This window comes from Mucilaginibacter metallidurans (genome assembly GCF_003286435.2).
GTDB classification, from domain to species: Bacteria; Bacteroidota; Bacteroidia; order Sphingobacteriales; family Sphingobacteriaceae; genus Mucilaginibacter; species Mucilaginibacter gossypii.
The window spans coordinates 3,703,006-3,721,993 of the sequence record NZ_CP043449.1 but is presented as its reverse complement, the minus strand read 5'-3'; the positions used below and the strand labels follow the sequence as shown (position 1 = coordinate 3,721,993).

16 protein-coding genes and 4 tRNA genes are annotated in these 18,988 nt (G+C 41.2%); 3 read left to right on the top strand and 17 right to left on the bottom strand.

Annotated elements, in window-relative coordinates; translation table 11 throughout:
- Positions 1-134: 134 nt before the first annotated feature.
- The 3 genes from DIU38_RS15860 to DIU38_RS15850 form a co-directional block, all read right to left on the bottom strand.
- Positions 135-207 (bottom strand) — tRNA-Lys (locus DIU38_RS15860).
- Positions 208-294: 87 nt separating this feature from the next.
- Positions 295-367 (bottom strand) — tRNA-Lys (locus tag DIU38_RS15855).
- 133 nt (positions 368-500) lie between these two features.
- On the bottom strand, positions 501-1,523 hold the full coding sequence (locus DIU38_RS15850; protein WP_112654215.1) for a WD40/YVTN/BNR-like repeat-containing protein: 1,023 nt from the start codon (positions 1,521-1,523) through the stop codon (positions 501-503).
- Between the two features lie 140 nt (positions 1,524-1,663).
- On the opposite strand from DIU38_RS15850, the gene DIU38_RS15845 reads away from it, so the two are divergent.
- Both DIU38_RS15845 and DIU38_RS15840 read left to right on the top strand, forming a co-directional pair.
- Positions 1,664-1,747 (top strand) — tRNA-Leu (locus DIU38_RS15845).
- A 62-nt stretch (positions 1,748-1,809) separates the two neighbouring features.
- Positions 1,810-1,893 (top strand) — tRNA-Leu (locus DIU38_RS15840).
- A gap of 19 nt (positions 1,894-1,912) precedes the next feature.
- Here the strand turns inward: DIU38_RS15840 and DIU38_RS15835 are convergent.
- From DIU38_RS15835 to DIU38_RS15775, 13 genes are all read right to left on the bottom strand, one after another.
- Positions 1,913-2,164 carry a hypothetical protein gene (locus DIU38_RS15835; RefSeq protein ID WP_112654214.1) on the bottom strand — a complete coding sequence of 84 codons (252 nt, stop codon included), beginning with the start codon at positions 2,162-2,164 and terminating at the stop codon, positions 1,913-1,915.
- A 195-nt stretch (positions 2,165-2,359) separates the two neighbouring features.
- Positions 2,360-3,043 carry a GDSL-type esterase/lipase family protein gene (locus tag DIU38_RS15830; protein WP_091163218.1) on the bottom strand — a complete coding sequence of 228 codons (684 nt, stop codon included), beginning with the start codon at positions 3,041-3,043 and terminating at the stop codon, positions 2,360-2,362.
- A 119-nt stretch (positions 3,044-3,162) separates the two neighbouring features.
- The gene (locus DIU38_RS15825) at positions 3,163-5,754 is read right to left on the bottom strand and encodes an SGNH/GDSL hydrolase family protein (RefSeq protein WP_146750464.1); all 2,592 of its coding nucleotides are present in this window, start codon (positions 5,752-5,754) and stop codon (positions 3,163-3,165) included.
- The gene (locus DIU38_RS15820; protein ID WP_112654212.1) at positions 5,754-6,368 is read right to left on the bottom strand and encodes a DUF6712 family protein; all 615 of its coding nucleotides are present in this window, start codon (positions 6,366-6,368) and stop codon (positions 5,754-5,756) included. The genes DIU38_RS15825 and DIU38_RS15820 overlap by 1 nt, the downstream gene beginning before the upstream one ends.
- A 148-nt stretch (positions 6,369-6,516) precedes the next feature.
- The gene (locus DIU38_RS15815) at positions 6,517-7,800 is read right to left on the bottom strand and encodes a hypothetical protein (protein ID WP_112654211.1); all 1,284 of its coding nucleotides are present in this window, start codon (positions 7,798-7,800) and stop codon (positions 6,517-6,519) included.
- Entirely contained in the window at positions 7,797-8,045 is a 249-nt protein-coding gene (locus DIU38_RS15810) for a hypothetical protein (RefSeq protein ID WP_112654210.1), read from the bottom strand. The genes DIU38_RS15815 and DIU38_RS15810 overlap by 4 nt, the downstream gene beginning before the upstream one ends.
- 85 nt (positions 8,046-8,130) lie before the next feature.
- Positions 8,131-8,718 carry a hypothetical protein gene (locus tag DIU38_RS15805; protein ID WP_112654209.1) on the bottom strand — a complete coding sequence of 196 codons (588 nt, stop codon included), beginning with the start codon at positions 8,716-8,718 and terminating at the stop codon, positions 8,131-8,133.
- A gap of 107 nt (positions 8,719-8,825) precedes the next feature.
- On the bottom strand, positions 8,826-10,034 hold the full coding sequence (locus DIU38_RS15800) for a hypothetical protein (protein WP_112654208.1): 1,209 nt from the start codon (positions 10,032-10,034) through the stop codon (positions 8,826-8,828).
- Between the two features lie 114 nt (positions 10,035-10,148).
- Entirely contained in the window at positions 10,149-11,351 is a 1,203-nt protein-coding gene (locus DIU38_RS15795) for a head maturation protease, ClpP-related (RefSeq protein ID WP_112654207.1), read from the bottom strand.
- Between the two features lie 331 nt (positions 11,352-11,682).
- Positions 11,683-11,922, bottom strand: a complete 240-nt coding sequence (locus DIU38_RS15790) for a hypothetical protein (RefSeq protein ID WP_112575215.1) — start codon at positions 11,920-11,922, stop codon at positions 11,683-11,685.
- A 133-nt stretch (positions 11,923-12,055) separates the two neighbouring features.
- Complete coding sequence (locus DIU38_RS15785; protein ID WP_112654206.1) at positions 12,056-14,485, bottom strand: hypothetical protein; 2,430 nt, start codon at positions 14,483-14,485, stop codon at positions 12,056-12,058.
- Positions 14,486-14,916: 431 nt separating this feature from the next.
- Positions 14,917-15,489, bottom strand: coding sequence for a hypothetical protein (locus tag DIU38_RS15780; RefSeq protein ID WP_146750371.1), 573 nt, complete (start codon positions 15,487-15,489; stop codon positions 14,917-14,919).
- A 102-nt stretch (positions 15,490-15,591) separates the two neighbouring features.
- Entirely contained in the window at positions 15,592-17,640 is a 2,049-nt protein-coding gene (locus DIU38_RS15775; RefSeq protein ID WP_112654204.1) for a hypothetical protein, read from the bottom strand.
- A 106-nt stretch (positions 17,641-17,746) separates the two neighbouring features.
- On the opposite strand from DIU38_RS15775, the gene DIU38_RS15770 reads away from it, so the two are divergent.
- On the top strand, positions 17,747-18,196 hold the full coding sequence (locus DIU38_RS15770; protein WP_112654203.1) for a hypothetical protein: 450 nt from the start codon (positions 17,747-17,749) through the stop codon (positions 18,194-18,196).
- A 5-nt stretch (positions 18,197-18,201) separates the two neighbouring features.
- Here the strand turns inward: DIU38_RS15770 and DIU38_RS15765 are convergent, their stop codons facing one another.
- Positions 18,202-18,921, bottom strand: a complete 720-nt coding sequence (locus DIU38_RS15765) for a hypothetical protein (protein ID WP_112654202.1) — start codon at positions 18,919-18,921, stop codon at positions 18,202-18,204.
- Between the last annotated feature and the right edge of the window lie 67 nt (positions 18,922-18,988).

Genomic DNA, 18,988 nt, shown 5'->3' with positions numbered 1-18,988 from the left:
ATAGTATACCGAATAGTATACCGAACGGCTTAAACTGTTTTGACCCTGCCTGAATGAAAAAGTGCTTTAAAATCGATTTAAAATAAGAAAAGCCTTTCTTTCGAAAGGCTTTATCTCCGTTTAAACGGTTCTTGTGATCCCGCTGGGACTCGAACCCAGGACCCCAACATTAAAAGTGTTATGCTCTACCGGCTGAGCTACGGAATCATTCTTTAAATTTTTCGCTTACTAAGGCGTGGCTGTTTAAAGGCAGCTTTTGTTTTTAAATAAAAAAGCCTCTTTTCAAAGGCTTTGTGATCCCGCTGGGACTCGAACCCAGGACCCCAACATTAAAAGTGTTATGCTCTACCGGCTGAGCTACGGAATCATTCTTTAAACTTCTTTGGTTCGGTTAACCGTTTCCGTTTAAAGTGGTGCAAATATAGGGTTCTTAATTATTCCCTGCAAGCTATTTTTTAAATTAATGTTAAGGTTTTTTTAAGCCGTTAAAAACCAGTAAACTACAATTTTAGAACGGCTATTTTACCACTATTCCCGGCTAATAATACAAGCTTACCGTGTTTTGCCTTACGGCAAACGTTAAAACTTGTGTTATCTATTTGTTTCCATGTTTGGCCGCCGTTTGTTGTAATATTGCTCCCGGGTGTGCCTGTAGAAAGAAACATTCCGGATTTTATGTGCTCAACACTTGATTGAAAACCTGCCGGCCCTGTTTGTGGTGGTGTAAATGTGAGAGCAGGGTGAACCGGCTGGATAGTTGCCACTGAATCTGTTTTTTTATCACTGGCATAATCACCCCCAACAATGATACCGGTATTTTGCCCTATCGATATTGAAAAAGCGCCTTCACTGCTTTTACCATGTGTAAGTGGAAGGTTTGAATACTGCCATTGATTATTGTGAGGCTGTAAGGAAATAAGCCTGGCGTTACTACCCCCTGAAACGATGTATATCGCCTCTTTGTCCGATACTCTGAGGCATGTGCCACTTGCGGCAAACGATGCCTCTCCAGGCAGTGCATTTGGGGCATTATTCGACTCGTTCCAGGTTTCACCGCCGTTTTTGGTTTCCAGTAATAAAAATTTATTGTTGATCGGGTCGCCCAAGATGTAGCCATGAAGGTTATCGGCAAAATCCATAGCGTCTAAAAAATAGGTGGTATCCGTTTTTCGATATTTTTCCTGCCAGGTTTGTCCGCCATCAATTGTTTTTAAGATGAGGGACGGCGTGCCCGAACTCATGATTACAGCCTCTTTGTCGTTGAAAGCTTCAATATCCCGAAAGTCGGATTTTTCATAGCCCTTTATTTGTTGCCAGCTCCAGGTTTTGCCGCCATCGTTTGTTTTGGCCATGTATCCTTTGCTGCCGCTTATCCATGCCGTATTATCATCAACTACAGATAAACCACGGATGCTTGTTGGCTTATCCTGTTGTAAAACGGTAATAGTTTGTGCTTTCAGGACAGAATTGAACCACAAAGAACAAAGTAAGATACTTGATATAAAAATGCGGTTTAGTTTCATTACGTTTGATATAAAGAGTTTTATGAAACCTAAGTTAGATTTTCAAAGGCCGTTAAACAACATAATATTGATTTTTTAATTTATTAAGTTGCAATTTGCCGGAAACGATTATATTTGCACGCTTGTTAATAAAACGATAAGCCCGGATGGCGAAATTGGTAAACGTTGCGGTCTCAGAAGCCGTTGAGAATTGTCTCTTGAGAGTTCGAGTCTCTCTTCGGGCACGCCTTTTTTAAGGTAAGAAAATTAGAATGTGAGAATTGAAAGATTCTCACATTTTTTAAAAGCCCAGGTGGCGAAATTGGTAGACGCACCATCTTGAGGGGGTGGCATTCGTAAGGATGTACGAGTTCGAATCTCGTTCTGGGCACACCTCTTAAACAACTTATTTAAGATCTCTTCCCCTCTTTTAATCCACGGACTTCCTGCTGTAATACATTAACTTGTCCTTCCAGTACTTTTAACCTGATCTCATTGATCCTGCTTTGTGTTTCCTGCGATGAGCGGATATCTTTAATGTCGCCTTTCAATTGAAAGTATCCTGACATTACAGATACAACAATGCTTACGGTGCTCGCTATGGTGACTATCATATTCTTTATGGTAATGCCCCTGATCTCTCTGTGTTCAAATGTTGTCATGATGTAGATATTATAAATTGGTTGGGAAATGCGCAGGTGTTTAATTGTTTGCGCTATAATGATGGTGAGCAAAATCTCAAAATCCCCATTAAAAAATAAAACGCCTGGTAATATTTTTTAACGCGATTTTGATAGGTATGGTAAATCATAAAACCCCAAAAAAAGATTTAATCGGGCTTTAAGATTCAGAGAAATTCAATTAACATAGCCTTTTATGAGCCTGCGCCAATTAAAATATCCTGCTTGACTAAGGTGGATACCATCAATCGTAAGATCAGGGTCTATCTTATCTCCTTTTAAGAACTCGGGATACAAATTAATAAACGTTACATTAGAACTATCGCAAATACTTTTGGCATCCTTATTATACCTTACAATTTTTGTATTTAAAGTGTCTAACGACGTAGGGAGAATCGATTCAACAAATATGCCTGTACTCGGTGATTTCGTTTTTATTAAGTTTATCATTGTAACAAGATGAGCGATAACAGTATCTGAAGGTATCGCATATCTAAAATCATTTATCCCAAATTCAATAAAAAGCCTTTTCGGTTTACGATAAATCAGCCTGTTAATTACTTCTATACCATTTTCTGATATACTACCAGCAAAACCCATGTTCTTAACAAATGGATTATCAAATCCTCTTTCAACATTAAATCCTTCCGTAATGCTTGTTCCTAAAAAAACAATTTCATTTTTATTGGGCTTTGATTTTAAAAAATTCGACCAACGCTGTTCGGTATCTGATGGCTTTTGGGGATGAAAAAACAGCCAATTGCCATAATACAGCCGTTTACCCACAAAAAACAATACAAATAAAATATTGAGTGATAACGAAGCTATCAACAAACGTTTTTTAAACTTATTATTAAACATTAATTATCTACAATTCTTATGCGAATTTATAATTATAAATTAAGTTAGTGTTACTTCTTTAAACATGTTGATTCGCCATGAGAGTAGCTTATAAAGCGCATTGCGGGAAACTATACTCATTAAACTAACGTAACCTGCTTCCACGCCTGCCAAGAACCATATCCAACCCTTACAAACTCATTCGTTACAGAATCATAAGAGGATAGTGTTTGTTTAACGGTACCAATACTCGATCTATGAGTTATCACCATTCCATTAATCGGCCACCCATCAGAGGATAAAACAAAATCGGTACATATCCCAGTCGGAAACGCAGATGGCGATTTAGAAAGTGTTATCCCACCTGGAGTACCGTCATAAACGAGTGCAGTTGGAACCGGGGATAAAATGTAAAAAGACTGCCAGCCCGATACTGACCATCCTACACGAACGTATAACTTACCGTTGTTAGTTCCATCGAACGAGGCTAATTCTTGCCTATACATATCATTACTAAGATGATGAGTTATAAGAAATCCGCTAATAGGCCACCCGTTAGACGATTCAACATATTCGTATGTAATACCCTTACGATACGCAGATGGTAACGCAGAAAATAAACGTCCTGATTGCCCGGCATCAACAACATCAGGGGCTCTAAAATATTCAGGGAATAAAACATCAAATGTCTTATTAGCAATTGCTACATAAAGCGGGTCTTGCGGGTGAACTAATTCGTTTGGCAGTGATATGTTTATGGCTGTTAGGTAATCCTGCCCATGCACACTATCCTGAAAAGTACCGTATATGTCTTGAAAAATACATTGGTACTTTCGCGCCAATGCTCTTAGACCGTTATTAACAAGCTCATTAAAAATCTGGCCTTGATGTCCATTAACATCGTCTGTCGTCGGATTTTGCGATTGAAGAATAATAGCTAAATGCTGATAATCAAACCCCGTTGTACTCCTGATGGTAGACAGTCCAGTATCCAAACGCCCTAAAAAAGCAATAGCATTAGCTTCGGGAGTACCTCCAACCCACGAATCATTTATTCCCCAACGTAAAATGTATACGTCAGGATTTTGGGCTAAATCTGCCGGTAAAGCAGTCGATAGCCAGTAGGCAGTACTTTGCCCTCCTACACCGCTGTTAATATATGTAACGTTATCTATGTGATTATTTAAAGTAATTTGATTAAGAAGTATATCCGGATGATAAGTATTTGAGCTTGCACCAGTTCCCGCGGTTGTGCTATCTCCTGAAAGAATTACCTTAACAGCTGTTTTAGCTAATAGCTTTTTGTGAAATGAAGATAAATACTCCTCACCGAATACTCTTTGGTATTTATCAGCATAGCTATTTATTTGCTGTTTTAGATAGGTGGTTTGTTTTAAAATTTTAACGTCGCCCTCTATAGTTACCCCCTTTGTATTATCAAAAGCAGTAACCGAGAAATCGCCATTGTCAAATATTCTCTTATTGGCAGCTAAAGCATTTGCAACCGCCGCCGTATCATCCGTCACACCATCCCCAACAGCTCCATAATCAACCCTGAAAGATTTAATCTGCCCGGATGGTTCAGACGAGCCGCCCCCGCCACTACCAGAAGGCGCATTAATCCAATGCAAATCACCATCAGTATTGCTGTTTTTTGCCAGGATCTGCCCACTTGCCCCTCCCGAAGGAATCTTAAATAGACCGGTAATTTGAGCCTGCAGCTTCCCTAATGCCTGTAAAATGCTATCGGTTGCTGATATTGCCGAGGCGCTTCCGAATCCGATACCTGTAAGTACAGCGTTTAAAACCCTCGATACCGTGAAATATTTGTTTGTTGCACCTTCTGGCACAGCATCGGTGGTGCCGGGCGACGCGACAATTTGGATGTATGCCGATCCGCTCCACCTGTATTCATTGTTGGTATCGGTAGTGATATAGATTTTTCCGGTTTCCCCGGTCGCCGGTAGCGATGAATAATTGGCAATCTCCAGTACATCATCAACATAGCCGGGGAGTTGTGCTGCCGCAATCTTTCCGCTGCCATCTAAACCCGCATAGCCGTTGGGTGTGTTTTTGTTCGCAGTTTCCTCAAATTGTACGCCCGAAACTATCAATGAAATTCCGCTGCCCCAGATACCGGCGGTCTTGGGGCCGAAAAAGTAGTATGAGGAAGTATTGATATAAAAATCGCCGTCGGTGCCCAGGCTGTTTGCCGGATTGGTTGTTCCGTTTAATATGGTTTTGCCGTTTGTACCATTGGTGCCATCCGTTCCGCTTGCCCCTTGTGGTCCCTGCGGACCTGTTTGCATAGAGAATACCTGATTCCATGCTCCGGCGGTCTTTTTGTAAAATATGCCGCTTACGGTGTTTATAAATGTATCGCCATTATTACCGGTTGACGTACTGGGGCTGGTTGTGCCGTATAGCACGGTGGTATCGCCGCTGCTTCCGGTGGCTATGGTGTAAACAATTGTCCAAACACCTGCTATTTTTTGCGCAAAGGAGCCTGCTGCAGTGTTTATAAATACGTCCCCGTTTTTACCGCTTATGTTTTGCGGAAGCACCGGGCCGAAGGTTAGGTTAGCTCCGGCGTTTAGCCCTGAATTGATAAATTGAAGCAGGGTGGCAAAATCGAATTGATAATCGGCATTGTTGCTGATCAGGATTGATCTGTCTTCGGTATTTATAGTTTCTGCTATCGGGAGCTCGCTTATTTTTTTATCGTTCGCCATCAGTTTAAAAATTCGGTTATTGGTAAATTGTAATTGTTAATTGTGCCCGGATAGTTGAAATCATTTTTGTCGATACCACGGATCCGCGGACCGGACTGGCGGCTGCTTTTATTCTTTTCGTTGTAGCGCCAAAGCGGAAAGTTTTCCTGATTATCTCTTAAAAATTTTTCTATATCATTGGTATAAGCATTGGCTATACTGCGTTGCTGCTGCACCAGTTTTACAATCTCGGGCGATGAAAGGGCATCGCCGTTATCGTGGCGTTTAATAACTGGTCCAGTTGCAGTGTAGTGTACAGCGTCGTTTTCAATAAAGCGGGCAAAGGTGAAATAAACCAGGGCGGGAGCGAGGCCTTCATACAAAACGATGCGGCCATACTCGTCAAGATATTCGCTGCCGTTTAACAGATCTTTATAAGCCTGCGGCGCATCATCTTTTATAGTGCCGTCATCATTGCAATAGGTTATTAGCTGGTAGTACAAAGCATATCCTAAAAATGGTTTTAGGTCGAGCTCCTGGGCCTTTTTGATAAATACTTTGAGCCGTTCGGGTTTAATGTTTACGTTAATATCTTCATATTGTTGAAATATGGTTTGATTAATTAAATAGATCATGGCATGGCCTCCTAACTCCTGTTAAGGGATTTGAAAATGTTATTTACGATTGTGTTGATTGACCTGGAAGTCGAAAGTCTTAAGTCTAAGGCCTTGAGACAGTATTTCTTTATACTTAGAACTTACAATTAAAGACTTATGACTTAAATTACTGGCACATAGCTTCGGCTTCTGCTTGCTTAAAACCGTAGGCGTATATTAAAGCGGCTATTTTGCTTTTTTGAGGAATGGCCGATTGCAGGAGCCCGTTGATGGCGTTTCCGGCCTTGATACCCGGGCTATCATCGGCTGCTATCGCTGTTACGGGTACGATGTTCCAGTTATTACCGGGATTTATATTTCTGTAAAAACGATTGAAAATTTCAGCTAAAGTTTCTGACAGGTCAAGCCTGTCGGCCGCGGTATTGTCATTGAACTCAAGAATAGCCTGCTTCTTTTCGCTGCCGTTGCTTAATCCTGATGATTTTTCGGCGTTGATCAATTCTTTTGGCACCGAAAAGCCTTTAATGATGCGGGCTTCGACAGATCGTTCCGTCGTTTCAAACAGCTTATCGTTATTCTGAATAGGGTAGGCTTTGAATTCCGGTTTTGAGTTTTCATCTTCATATTCAATTACGATGATCTTTTGCGCGCTTTTTGCGCCCTGGAATGCGCCAAGGTCTTTTTCAAGCTGTGATGGGATATTGACCCCTGAGTACTCATCGGCATCAGGCCTGATGTTTTCGGCCTCCTCGCGGCGCGACTGCATAAAAAGCATGGTTGATGGCAGAAACCCGGTGGTTACCTCCCTGTTGTTGAAAATCTTGATCCCGGCCTCGGTTTCAAAATCTTCCCATACCGAATCTGCTTCAATTAACGGGTAATCATCAACTTCCGGATTAAAATAAAACAACTGTCCTTTGTAATGTTCCCATCCGCCGGCCCGGGATACCTGTTCCCGGATTAATTCCGGATTAGGATTATACCTGTCTAAAAACGTGATCTTGCTGCGCATGATGTTTTTCCAGGTTTTGCGGCCCCAATCTGAGTAAAGCGCATATTTGTCGGTCGTTTCCGGGCTATCGGTATCGCCCATGCGGATATCCTCGAATTTTACGTAACTCACCGATACGATCTTGAAATCAGCATTGTAATTTACGTGAATGCCGAAACCAGTGAAAAGTGCTTTGTCGGTAGCCAATGCCTTTAATAGTTTGGCAATGGTTAAACCTTTACAGTTAATTACCTGTTTGCCGAGGTTTCTTTCTTCAAACCCGTTACCTGCAATAAATTTCGTCCTTTTGTTCCAGCAGTCTTTTGCGGTAGGTGATCCGGCTACTAACTCAAGCATGCGCTGCGGATAAGCATTATCCAGGTCATAGTTAAGAATACCATAGGTTTGGTTTGGCCTTACAAGTATTCGCCTTTCAATTTGCGGGAGATAGGTTTTCATACAAAACCTCCTTTGTTTAAAACTTCATCTTCTGATATTTTACGCTCATCGTTGGCCTGCACTGTCCCACCTCCTTCAGGAGGCCGGGGGGCAAACAGTGCTTCAATATGTGGATATCGTTGTAAGTACCATTCTGCTTCTTCATCGCTCAGGTTTTCATTGCAATGTATTGCTGCCGAGCCGGGGACAAATTGATGAAAGCCAGGTTTAAGGATATATTTTTTTGTTATTACGTCATTAGTCATTTGGTCATTAGTTTTAGGTTAGAAAAATGAGATCTTAATGGTCATTAGCCATTATACAATGACTAATGACCTCATGACACAATGATTATGCTGTAACCAGCGCCTCGAGGGCCGCTAAAGTGCTGGCATAAGTGGCGCTGCCGGTGCCGGGAGCAATGGATACCGCACGGGGAGGGTAGGGCTCTTTCATTTTATCCGGATTAGTGAGCTTCAGCTTGTAGCCGCCGTCAAGTGATTCATCAGCGGCATTACGTTCGGCATCGGTTAGGATCAATCCGTTTACCGCGCCAAAAAGTTCAATAGCCGAATCACTTGATTTATAGTTATTAACCGCTATGGCGCGTACGCGGCCATATCCCATGGCCATAAGCTGGCCTTTGATATCAACAGATAAGCCTGCGATATTGAAATCTATCTCCTCGGTATAACGCGGGCCAACCTGGGTTTTTGTTTGTTTGGAAGTAGTATTGAAACTGTTATTTGTTCCTTCAAATTTGTAAACTTTAGCATTGCTTACTGCCGTTAAGCCTTTAACAATAAGCGGGTTGGTAGTATCATAAGTGAGCACAACATCATCCGCATTGAAAATATAGATCACATCCTCAATACCCGAGGTAATAGGTTCATCAGTGCCCAGGCTAAAGCCGGCGTTTATTTTATTATAAATTGACATGTTATTATTGGTTGATTAAGTTAATGGTTGATTAAGTTGATTGGGTTAGTTAGGGATAGGGTAAAGGGTCAATAACCACTGACCTAACTAACCCAATCAACAATTCACTAAGCAGAGAGGTAGAACAGTTCGTTGGCAAATTTGAAATTTACAGCCGCTTTCATACGGGCTTTCATGCGTACCACGTTATCGTTGGTGTAAGGCTTCAGGTAAACGGTTGATAGCTCAGAAGCATCACCTAACAGGTCGACACCGAGGAACAGGTTTGACGACCTTGCACCTAAAATGGTATTAGCCTGCCAGTGGTTCATGATCTGGAGCGGAATACCCAGGTAGTCCATCTTTTTCATATCGGTAAAAGCGTTGATAACGTTTAATGCCTTGTTTGCCTGCGCCTGGGCATACGCATAACCCACATGTAAAGGAATCTGTAAGTTAAAATCCTCCTGGATCCTGTCGGCAGGGTCAAGCTGGGCGTAAACGCTGCCCAGCACCTGCAATACATTGCTTACGTTAATGTAGTTTACTATAGCCGCGGTAGCTGTGCCGCTAAAAGTTGCTGGCTTACGGCTGTTAACTTCGTTGTAGTTACGCACCAGCTTAAACGAGGTGGCGCTCGCTACCTGAATAAAGTAAGATTGGCCCTGAACAGCGATACCTGGCGCGCCATTGGTAGTATCCTTGCTGGTGCCGGTTACCGCGGTGATTGTAACAACATCGCCATCAGCGAGGATTGAGGTATCGGCCACGGTTACAATGCCATTCGCATCAATTGCGGTGGCTGCTAATGAGGTGGCAGGTTTACTTAAACCTACCTTATAAACGCCTGAAGCCGCAGCTATTGATGGGAGCAAGCCGGGGAAATCGGCGGTAAAGGCTGCTTCTTTAGTGGCACCTTTGCCAAGCCAGTACAAGCGTTCGTTAGCAATCTGGATTTTTGTTAAATAACGCTGCACCATAAAGTCCGACAGGTCAACCACACCTTCGTAATCCATAAAGGCACCGGGTTTAAGGGCCTGAGCTTCCCAGCTTTGGGCCAGCTTATCCCATTGTTCTTGTTTCATAAATTCGTAAACCACGGGGTCAAGATAGCTTTCGGTTTGGTGAGCGGTTGTACCCTGATCGGTAAAGATACCCGAAGGGTTTTGCAGTACAACGTCGTCATCAACATCAAGGATCACCTTGCGGGCTTTTACGTCGTTAATTACGGTGAGCAGGCCACGCTTAACCGAATCTGCTTCGAGTAATGTGCTTGCCATAAATCCTGCCAGCGCTTCGCCGGCGTAGGTGTTGTTTGTAAATGTAAATTGAGCCATAAAGTTTAGCCCCCCGGCCCCCTAAAGGGAGAGCTTTTGATTGTTTTAAACGTATAGGGATAGTGAGAATGGGTTAATTAGATATGAGAAGGATAAGGTAATGTGGTGGTAGTTTTAGGAAGCTATTGCTTTTTTAACCGCGTTTTTCGCGATTTCAGTTTGCGGGGCAAAAAACGGAGCGGGCGCTGAGTGGGTTTTATTGCTGCGCTTTGAGCTTTCGGGTATAAAGGTTGATTTGATTTCGTTCTTTACTTCAGTACGTGTTTTCTGCAGGCGGTTGTTGGCTTCCTCAAGCGCGCTACGGGCTTCTGTTAACAGTGCGTTTTGCGCGTGTAAGCGGGCTTTTAATTGTTGCATACGGTTTTGCACATCGGCAGGCTTTTTAGCTGATTTAGATTTGCTTTCCGGCAGATCCTCGTCTTCGTCTTCTGCTTCCGGTGCATTTTCGGGATCGGCAGGTGTTACTGTCTGAATCTTTCCCTGTTTAACGTCCAGTTGTTTGCCATCGGCGCAGGTATAAGTATCACTTATGGCAGGTGTAGTCATGTCTTCGTCCTGATAAACCTCGGCGCCTTCTTCAATTTGGCCTCCGTGATGAAGCGTACCTTTATCCGTGATGGTTTGCTTGTTTACCACTTTTTTAAAAAAGTTCATAATCTTGTCTAATACCGATGTTGTTTTCTCAATGAGTTCTTTGTTCTCGATGTTCATGCTGTTGTTATTTATGTTTAAGATTTTGTTGATGCATCGCTGGTAAACTGCTGGGGCAGCGTTTGTGTAGTTTTTAATAAGCGCGCTGTTGGTAATCTCTGTTTGATAATCTTCTATTTGGTCGATAAAGCCGAGATCAAGGGCCTGATCGGCAGTCATCCAGGTTACGGAGTTGATCAAACTGTTTACGGTAACTCCGTCTAACCCGGATTTGTCCATGTAGATCTGTGCCAGGCGCTCTTGAACTACATTTAACATTTGTACATCTTTTAAGAGTTCATCGGCGTTGCCGCCTGTGCCAACCATAGGTTTATGGATCATGAGTAATGCATATTTGCTCATCACTACCTCGTGGCCACCCATCGCAACAACTGAAGCTGCCGAGGCGGCCAGCGCGTCGATATAGGTAGTAACTTTACCGGGATACTTTTTAAGCAGATCATAAATAGCGATGGCATCAAATGCACTGCCGCCTACCGAACTGATGTGTACTTCAACGTCATCGCCCGCTGCCGCCTCAAGTTGGGTTTGTATGTAAACTGATGATAAATTACCCGAACCAATGCAGTCGGTTTCGGTATCGTATAAATAAATTTTGTAGCTCATATTATGTTGTTTTTTGTCCGAAAGTCGGGGAGTCAGAAAGTCCGGAAGAAGGACTGGGGTTTATTAGTTGGCCTGGAATAGCCGAAGTTTTTTTAGTGCCTTGTAATGCCGGTTGGCATATATCAAAGGTCGTGGTTATTATTTATTTTGATGGTGACAGTGTTTTGTCAGTTGTGGTCTGAACTCGAATTTGTTGAATTATTTGAATGGACTGGATTTGCTTTGGCTCGTCCTAATCTCAGTAATTCTTTAGGTTCGATTGATTGACATAACAAATGTCGGAACAAATTTCTTTTAACCTGGTGACAGTATTTTGTCAGTGGAAGAATTTTTAAGCTGCTTTTTCAGAAAAACAGTTGAGTGCCCGCCAAATAGTGCGTTCGTCCTTATTAAACTTGATTTCGGCTTCAAGTACTGCCTGATTTTTAGAAATACCGCGCGTTTGTTGTTGGGCATTTACCCATAAATAAATTTCGCGATACACGAATACTTTAGTAGTGATGAACCCTGCTTTATACATGGCCGAGAAAATGCCTTCATCAAACAGGGTATTGGCTATTTGGATATCCATTTTTTTAGAGATTAGAGATTAGAGATTAGAGATTAGAGATTAGAGATTAGAGATTAGAGATTAGAGATTAGAGATTAGAGATTAGAGATTAGAGATTAGAGATATGCTTTCTGTGATGATTGGCATAGTTTATTTATAAATTTACTCTGTTTATGGTTTGAGCGAGGATATTTTGCTGGTTGTTTATATCCTTAACATCTACATAAACAGGAGGGAAGTTATTGATCATCTGGTAAGCGAGGGTATTGGCCAGGTCTTTAACGTCGTTAACAGGTTGATTATAATACCTGTTGGCATTACCTCCATCGGTGAATATACCGCCGATAGCATAACCCCGGCCTGGATTGGGTATCGAAAAATCACGGCCACCGTGAGCCACATTGATAGCACTAACCAGGTTGCGGGCCCATGGGTTCCGCATAGCTTCTGATACAACAATAGCTTCGCCTGAGCGAAGGTAGGCATTGGTGTTATCTGTACGGCTATAGCCGGAAAGTAAAGCCCCGCGACCGTCAGACTGATAATGTAAGCCGCCTTTGGCGTATTGCGGCGGTTTCTGGGCTATAATGGTTGCAACCTGCATGGCGGTAGAAGCAATTATACCAGGTATTACGAAAGGAGCCAGCACACCGGTTTGAGAAGTAGCCTTGGTAACAGCCAGCGCTCCATTAATAACGGCTTGTAATATTGAAGCTTTTTGTTCGGCCTTAAAAGCTTTGACTTTTTCAGCAGCTTCCTTTTTTTGATATTTATCTTCAATGGCTTTTTTCTGTGTGTTTGTCAGGTTTTTATTGCCCAGTTCGGCTGCTTTGTCTTTTTCTAACCCCTTGATTTTGGCATCGCTTTGATTTTTAATGTTATTTTGAATGATTGAAAAAGCTTTGTCTGATACTTGTTGTGCCGCTTGTAGTGCAAATTCTTTGCGTTGCTGCTCGTATTGCTGTGTTAAAGTTGTAATATCCTTTTGCTTTTGATCTTCTAAGGCTTTGATCTTGTCGGCATTGCCGGCAGCCAGTTTTATTTCATAAGTGTATTTGTCGTCAATGAGTTGTTTTTCGGCTTCTAATTTTTGACCCGGCAGCAGGGCTTTATCAACTTTTTTCTCATCCTTTGCCATGGTATCCTCGTGCTGATGGGCATCTATTACGGCCTGCATTTGCTTTTTGGCTTCATTAAAATCATTTTTATTGAAGAACTGAATTTTATCGCCAATGCCAAGGTGAAATTTTTGCTGAAGCTGCTCGCTTTTTTTGTCGTAATCTTCCTGGCTGATCAGCTTTTTATCGAGCGCGTCGTTTAACGCCGTAAGTTCGGTATCGTAGTTTTGTTTATCAAGTTCAACTTGCTTGGTAAAGTCAATTGCTTTAGCTTGTAGCATCTCAGTACTTCGTGAAGATGCTGTCTTTTTTCTTCGTTTAGCATGTTCTTCTTCGCTTATATTTATTTTAACAGATGTACCGTAATTAGACGAGTTTTTATTACTGTCCGAATCTGTTTCGATACCATTCAACTGATCAAGTTGCTTTTGTAAGTTTTGCAAGTTTACAAATGTCTTTGAACCTATGACACCTGCATCGGTCTGTTTTTTTAACTCCTCAATCTGTTTTTTTATTTTATTAATTGGGCTTTGCTGATCAAATTTGGCCCATTTTGTCTCAAGGTCTGCGGCAGCTGCCAACAATTCATTAGCTTTGTCTTCATAAGGCTTTGCTGCGTCGTTTCTGTTTTTTTCTGCACGTTTCTGATAAATCTTTTTTATTTTAGGGTCACTTGAGTTGGCTAACCCACTGTCCCAATAGTTACTGCTTTCTTCATCGGATTTTGCCCTTTCTTTTGCAGCCAAAACCTGATTCTCAGCGGCTTCTTTAACAGCGGCCATCGCTGCCGCCTTGTACATCATTGATTTAATATAGTTTGCAGAATTGTTTTTTAATATAGTTTCAACCTCATCAAGGGTTTTAACCTGCCCAATGGTTTGCCCGATGGTGCTATTATATTCTTTTACAACTTCTGATTTGTCAATCATTTCCTTCCTTGCAAGTCCCACTTTGATGCGAAGCATATCAACATTTTCGATAGCATGTGAATAGTCAGTTGATGCTAATCCCTTGTTAAGATTGCTTAAACTAAGCGTGGCAACATCAATAGCTTCTTTTCCTTTAAAAAGAGCCATTGCCCAGTTAATTATTTCGGGGCCATATACCGCCAGGATAGCCAAACCTCCTGTCAATGCGCCTTCAAAAAGTGTGAATGCTCCCTCAGCCAGTTCTGAGCCTTTTTTAATTAAGTCCAGTACGTCTTTCCAGTTAAGAAACGCGCTAATCACATCAGGGATCTTATTGGCAACTTTGTCGCCTGAATCAGCCAGTTTGAGATTTTGAGTATTTAATTTGTCAATGGCATCAGTCAGTTTAGGAAGATCGGAGCTTAGAGTATTCAAAGGTTTTGACATATCAGCTATAGCATTGCGGAAGTTGACAAAGGCTTTGGTATATAGGTCGAGCTGTCTTTGTCCATCGCTGTTAACCTTAACATCGACGGTTATTTTTTTTTCATCTGGCATATAATGTAAGTTGTTTTAATTGGTTGATCGTTGTTGGAAATAGGAATGAGGGGTAGGAGGTGTTGGAAAGAGCTACTGTCGGTATGCGTTTTGCAGGATGGAAAGAGGATTTTCTGTTTGAGTTAAAGATGTTAATGTCGTTTTTGCTTGTAAGCCAATTGTTTGTGACTACTGAACGGGTTTTATGCTTATGAATGTAGTTCCATATGGCATATTTGTTACGCCGTTGAATACATCAAGTTTGGTGGTTTTTTAGAAAATTTGCCATCTCAAGTTATGGCTTATTTGACGGAAGAAGTAAATTGGAATGAACAAACAAATAGCATGGATTAACCTGTAGTGTGACCATAGCCATTTACTATTTATAAGATAATATCCTATAATTACGTACACTAAATCATTTAGCCAGCAGTTTTTCTTAACGGTTTAAATCATGGCCGTTTGGTTATGCTTTGAATATTAAATTTAAACGTAGGGCTGTTAAAGCCTTCATGTAAATCGATGATATTATCAAAATCAATATTGTTTACGATATCCCTTACAAAGGTTCCTGAAATAATTACTCTGTCTCCGTCTTTCATTTCTTTCAAGGCATTTTTTACTGCGCCTGCGCTATCAATTTGAGCATCAAATATTATTGTACCAAATTCAGGAACTTTTTCGTCTAAATAATTATTCCTCGGAATCAATAATCTTACGCTGGTATCATAATCATCGTCTACAAGCGGTGTCGTTTTTATTGTCTCTATAACCGCTAACCATTGTTTTACATTCCCCTGCAAAGTATCTTGTACAAATTTTAAAATAGCTGCTTTATGGTATTTGACGGCATCGCCTTTTTTGATTGGGTTATCGTTAACTACTTTAGCGGAGTCGGCAATTTCAACTCTTTTAATGAGGGCCAGTTCCGGAGCAGGCATGTTTTTCAATTGGTCTCCCTGTTGTGTACTATCACTACAAGCAGCAAGGCAAAACAAAACGGGAATTAATCGTGATAATTTCATGATGTAGGTTTATTGATTTATTGTACAATAAAATGCTAATTTTTTTGGTAAATATACCATTTATATAATATCATGCAAATGCTATTTAACAATTAATAATTATCATCCCAACTTCACCAATTCAACCTTCGTCGGCTGTCCTTTTCGCCAGCTATCAATTTTGTTGATGTAGTAATAGCAACTATCCTGTTCAAGATAAACAGGAATAAGTAAATCGAGCTCAAGGATATCGCGGGGTGTAAGCAAAAAATATCTGACTACCTTTTTGGTTTGCGTAAGTATTTTTTCGAGCTGCGGATAATACTTTGTTTTTAAGCCAGACTGTATGCTACCGTTAACTCCCGGTTTATCGCTAAAGCAAAGGTTAAATTCACCATCGGGTTTATAAAAATAAGGCACCGATACTACGTCATTTACCTCAACAGTCTTTTCGCCGTCGGTAAATTTTACCGTAGGATAATCTTTAAGATTGAGCATGTTTAACTTTTGATCAATCAATATTCTTGGTGATGTGCTGATGCTGAAATCGTTGGTATCGCTATCAGGATCGAGCTTTTTAATTTGCGCTATGGTTCCACCGGTAAATGCCCGGTTAAGGGTAGGGGCAAACTGGCTTTCGAACAGGTCGGCACTTGCCGGCAGGGTCTTATCTTTAACTATAATTTCAGAATCGGCCAGTTTTTTGGGTAATACGTTATCGTCATCCTTGTATTTCATGTAATTAACCTGTGCATATCCGCCGAGTTGAAAACTTATGGTTTTACCCTGATCAATACACTTGCTTGTCCAGTTTTTTGCGATAGGAATATTGGCAACAATATCTGCAAAAGAGTTAAAGGACACGGTCCGGGTACTGTTGTCTGTTTGGCAAACTATCCCAAATCGTTGCAGCGTATCCTTCAATAAATCTTTCTGACTTATATCCGGAAAAATGCGTTCGCATTGTACCTGCTGGCCATATAAAACTGGTTTTTGGTTAACGTCAAACCTGAATACGGCGCCTTTGTGAATAAATACCGTGGTGTTATAACGATGCAGGTGATAAGTGATAAATACAGAATCGCCTATATTAAGTTCAAAATCGTATGTGAGTTTTAGATTCTTAACCGGTTCTGTGCGCTCACGTGTATTAGGTGGGTAAGCCTTGTCTGTAAAGTTGATGGTTTGCCTTGTTACCTCACTTGAGTGGCCGCTTGCTTCACGGTAATTTATGATGAGCTCAAAATACCCATTATCGCCGGTATTGGCCACGCCATGCATGTCTAAGTCGAGAATGAGGCTTGCTGTGCCGTTAACCCGCTCTGTTGCGTGGTATTCCTGAAACCCAATTGGTAAAGTTCTGTCCGTATTATCATTGGCATGCATACCTAACTGCCCGCCATCAATTACAAGCTCGTTATTTGTAACGTACAACATCGATGCTGATTTACTCAAACCTTCAACTGAATTCTGAAAATCAGTACCATGTTCAAACTCGTCATTGGCAAACTGGCAAATAAGTTTAGGGTACAATTCGTTTTTAAGCAAGGAACCTGTTGCTTTGTAACCTGTGTTTTTGATCATTAGTTCGATGGCTGTTTTAATGAAAAAGCCGGGGCGCATGGTGTACACATCTAAGGGTTTATCAAAATCAACCTCGTTTATTGATCCATAGTCCACAACGGGCCATATCCAGCCCTCTTTCTTTTTTTGTGATGCAACAACGGTTTCCAAATTCCAGGTATGATCATACACCTGCCATGGCAGGTTCTTTCCTAAATTTGATATGAGACTGTTGCTATCGCCCATATCATAAATCTTACCTTCCAACGCGTCAAAAAAATCAACATTGCCACTTAATATGGTGATGTTGGCCATATCCTGTTCAATGCTGTTAAGCACAGCTAACCCATAAGGGATGATTTCAAGCCCATCCTGTATAATTTTAGCCTGATAATTATCATAGGGCAGGTTTGTAGTAAAAGCTACCTCATCCGGAAAACCCAGAATTTGACGGTTACGTTGCGTTAGCGGGAGCTTAAACTGGTTGCTGGTGTTTCCCTGCTGGTTTTTAACTTCGGCCAGGTTATTGATCTGGAAGGTGAGCGCAATAGGGCTGTCATCAGTTAAATCAACCAGTTGGTCATTAATATAAAGTTGTATCTGATTCATGAAATTAGCAAATATTAGTTGTTGACCGTTGTTTAAAACAATTGGTTTATTATCAATAATTTATTTAAGTTTATAATCCCGGCCAATTAACCTGAAACAGCATTCAATGCATGTAAAGTATCTTTTGATAATTGCCATATTGGTATGTTGCCTGGTATCATGCAAAAAAGATGATAAGGCTGCTAACCCTGCAGTTACTATTACAGGTAAATGGTACCTGAAAAAATATCATACCCGCAGTTATAAAAACAATGTACTGTTGAGAGATACTGCCCGTACAGATTACTCGGCTGCTGATTTTGAAATTTTTAATAATGATGGTTCAGGTTATACCTCAAACCGCACTCCGTCGGGCGAAACAGCTCTTATTAAATATCAATACACCTTGAAGGATAAAATATTAATCATAAGTAAAACAACACCGGCATTTTATGAAGGCACTTATACCGTTAATACACTTACCGAAAATGCACTTGAAGTAAGTTATGAAAGTAGTATAACTGTTGATGGTGATTATTACTATGGGGTTGATAACATTAGTTTTACGAAAGAATAGGACGGTTATTGGGTTTGAATATTTATGGATGGCATGTTGAACGTTATGCTAAACGGGGCCTGCCCGTTGCGGGTTTCATATTCGCTGTAGGTAGCGGTATTTATCACAATGGTTTGCCACCTGACGGGATTTTTATTTACCAGCATTTGTACCTTCGGCGAATATTTAATTGACTGCAGCCCGCGGATATCATTTACAGAAAGATCTTCGGCCATAACCTTCATTTTTTGACCTGCGCTTTTGCTGATCACTTCTTCAATTCCTTCCTGGGTTTGCCAGTTTTGTACAAAGTTTTTAATTATAACAGCATTTTGAACATCCAGACTTATTTCCTGGTTAAATACAAAACGATAGTAATTCCAGGAACCACTAAGCCCGATCCATCTCAGGTATACTGAATTATCATCAACAGCATCATCTATCCGTACAGTTTGTGCTTTGGTTAACGAATGCGAACCATTTTCATCATCATACCTGATCTGGATATTAAAGTAATAGGCCACGGCCGGGAAGTTTGCATTAACCATAAGCCGGTGCAAGCCGGCTGGACCTGTTAACGGCATGATAAAAGATGTTTGGTTACCGATGCTAAACTTGCTGCCATCTTCATTCAGGATCCACGAATCATCCTCATTTTGCAAATAATCGGGTTGTGAACCACCGGGTAGCGGGTTCCGGTTAATATCAAGCAAAGTAAGCAGGCAATAGGGTTGGAGGCCGGCCATCTCATCGGTGCAGATGAACCCAATATCAAATGGGTATCCGGCCGAATATGCAGACTCTTTAAAGTCC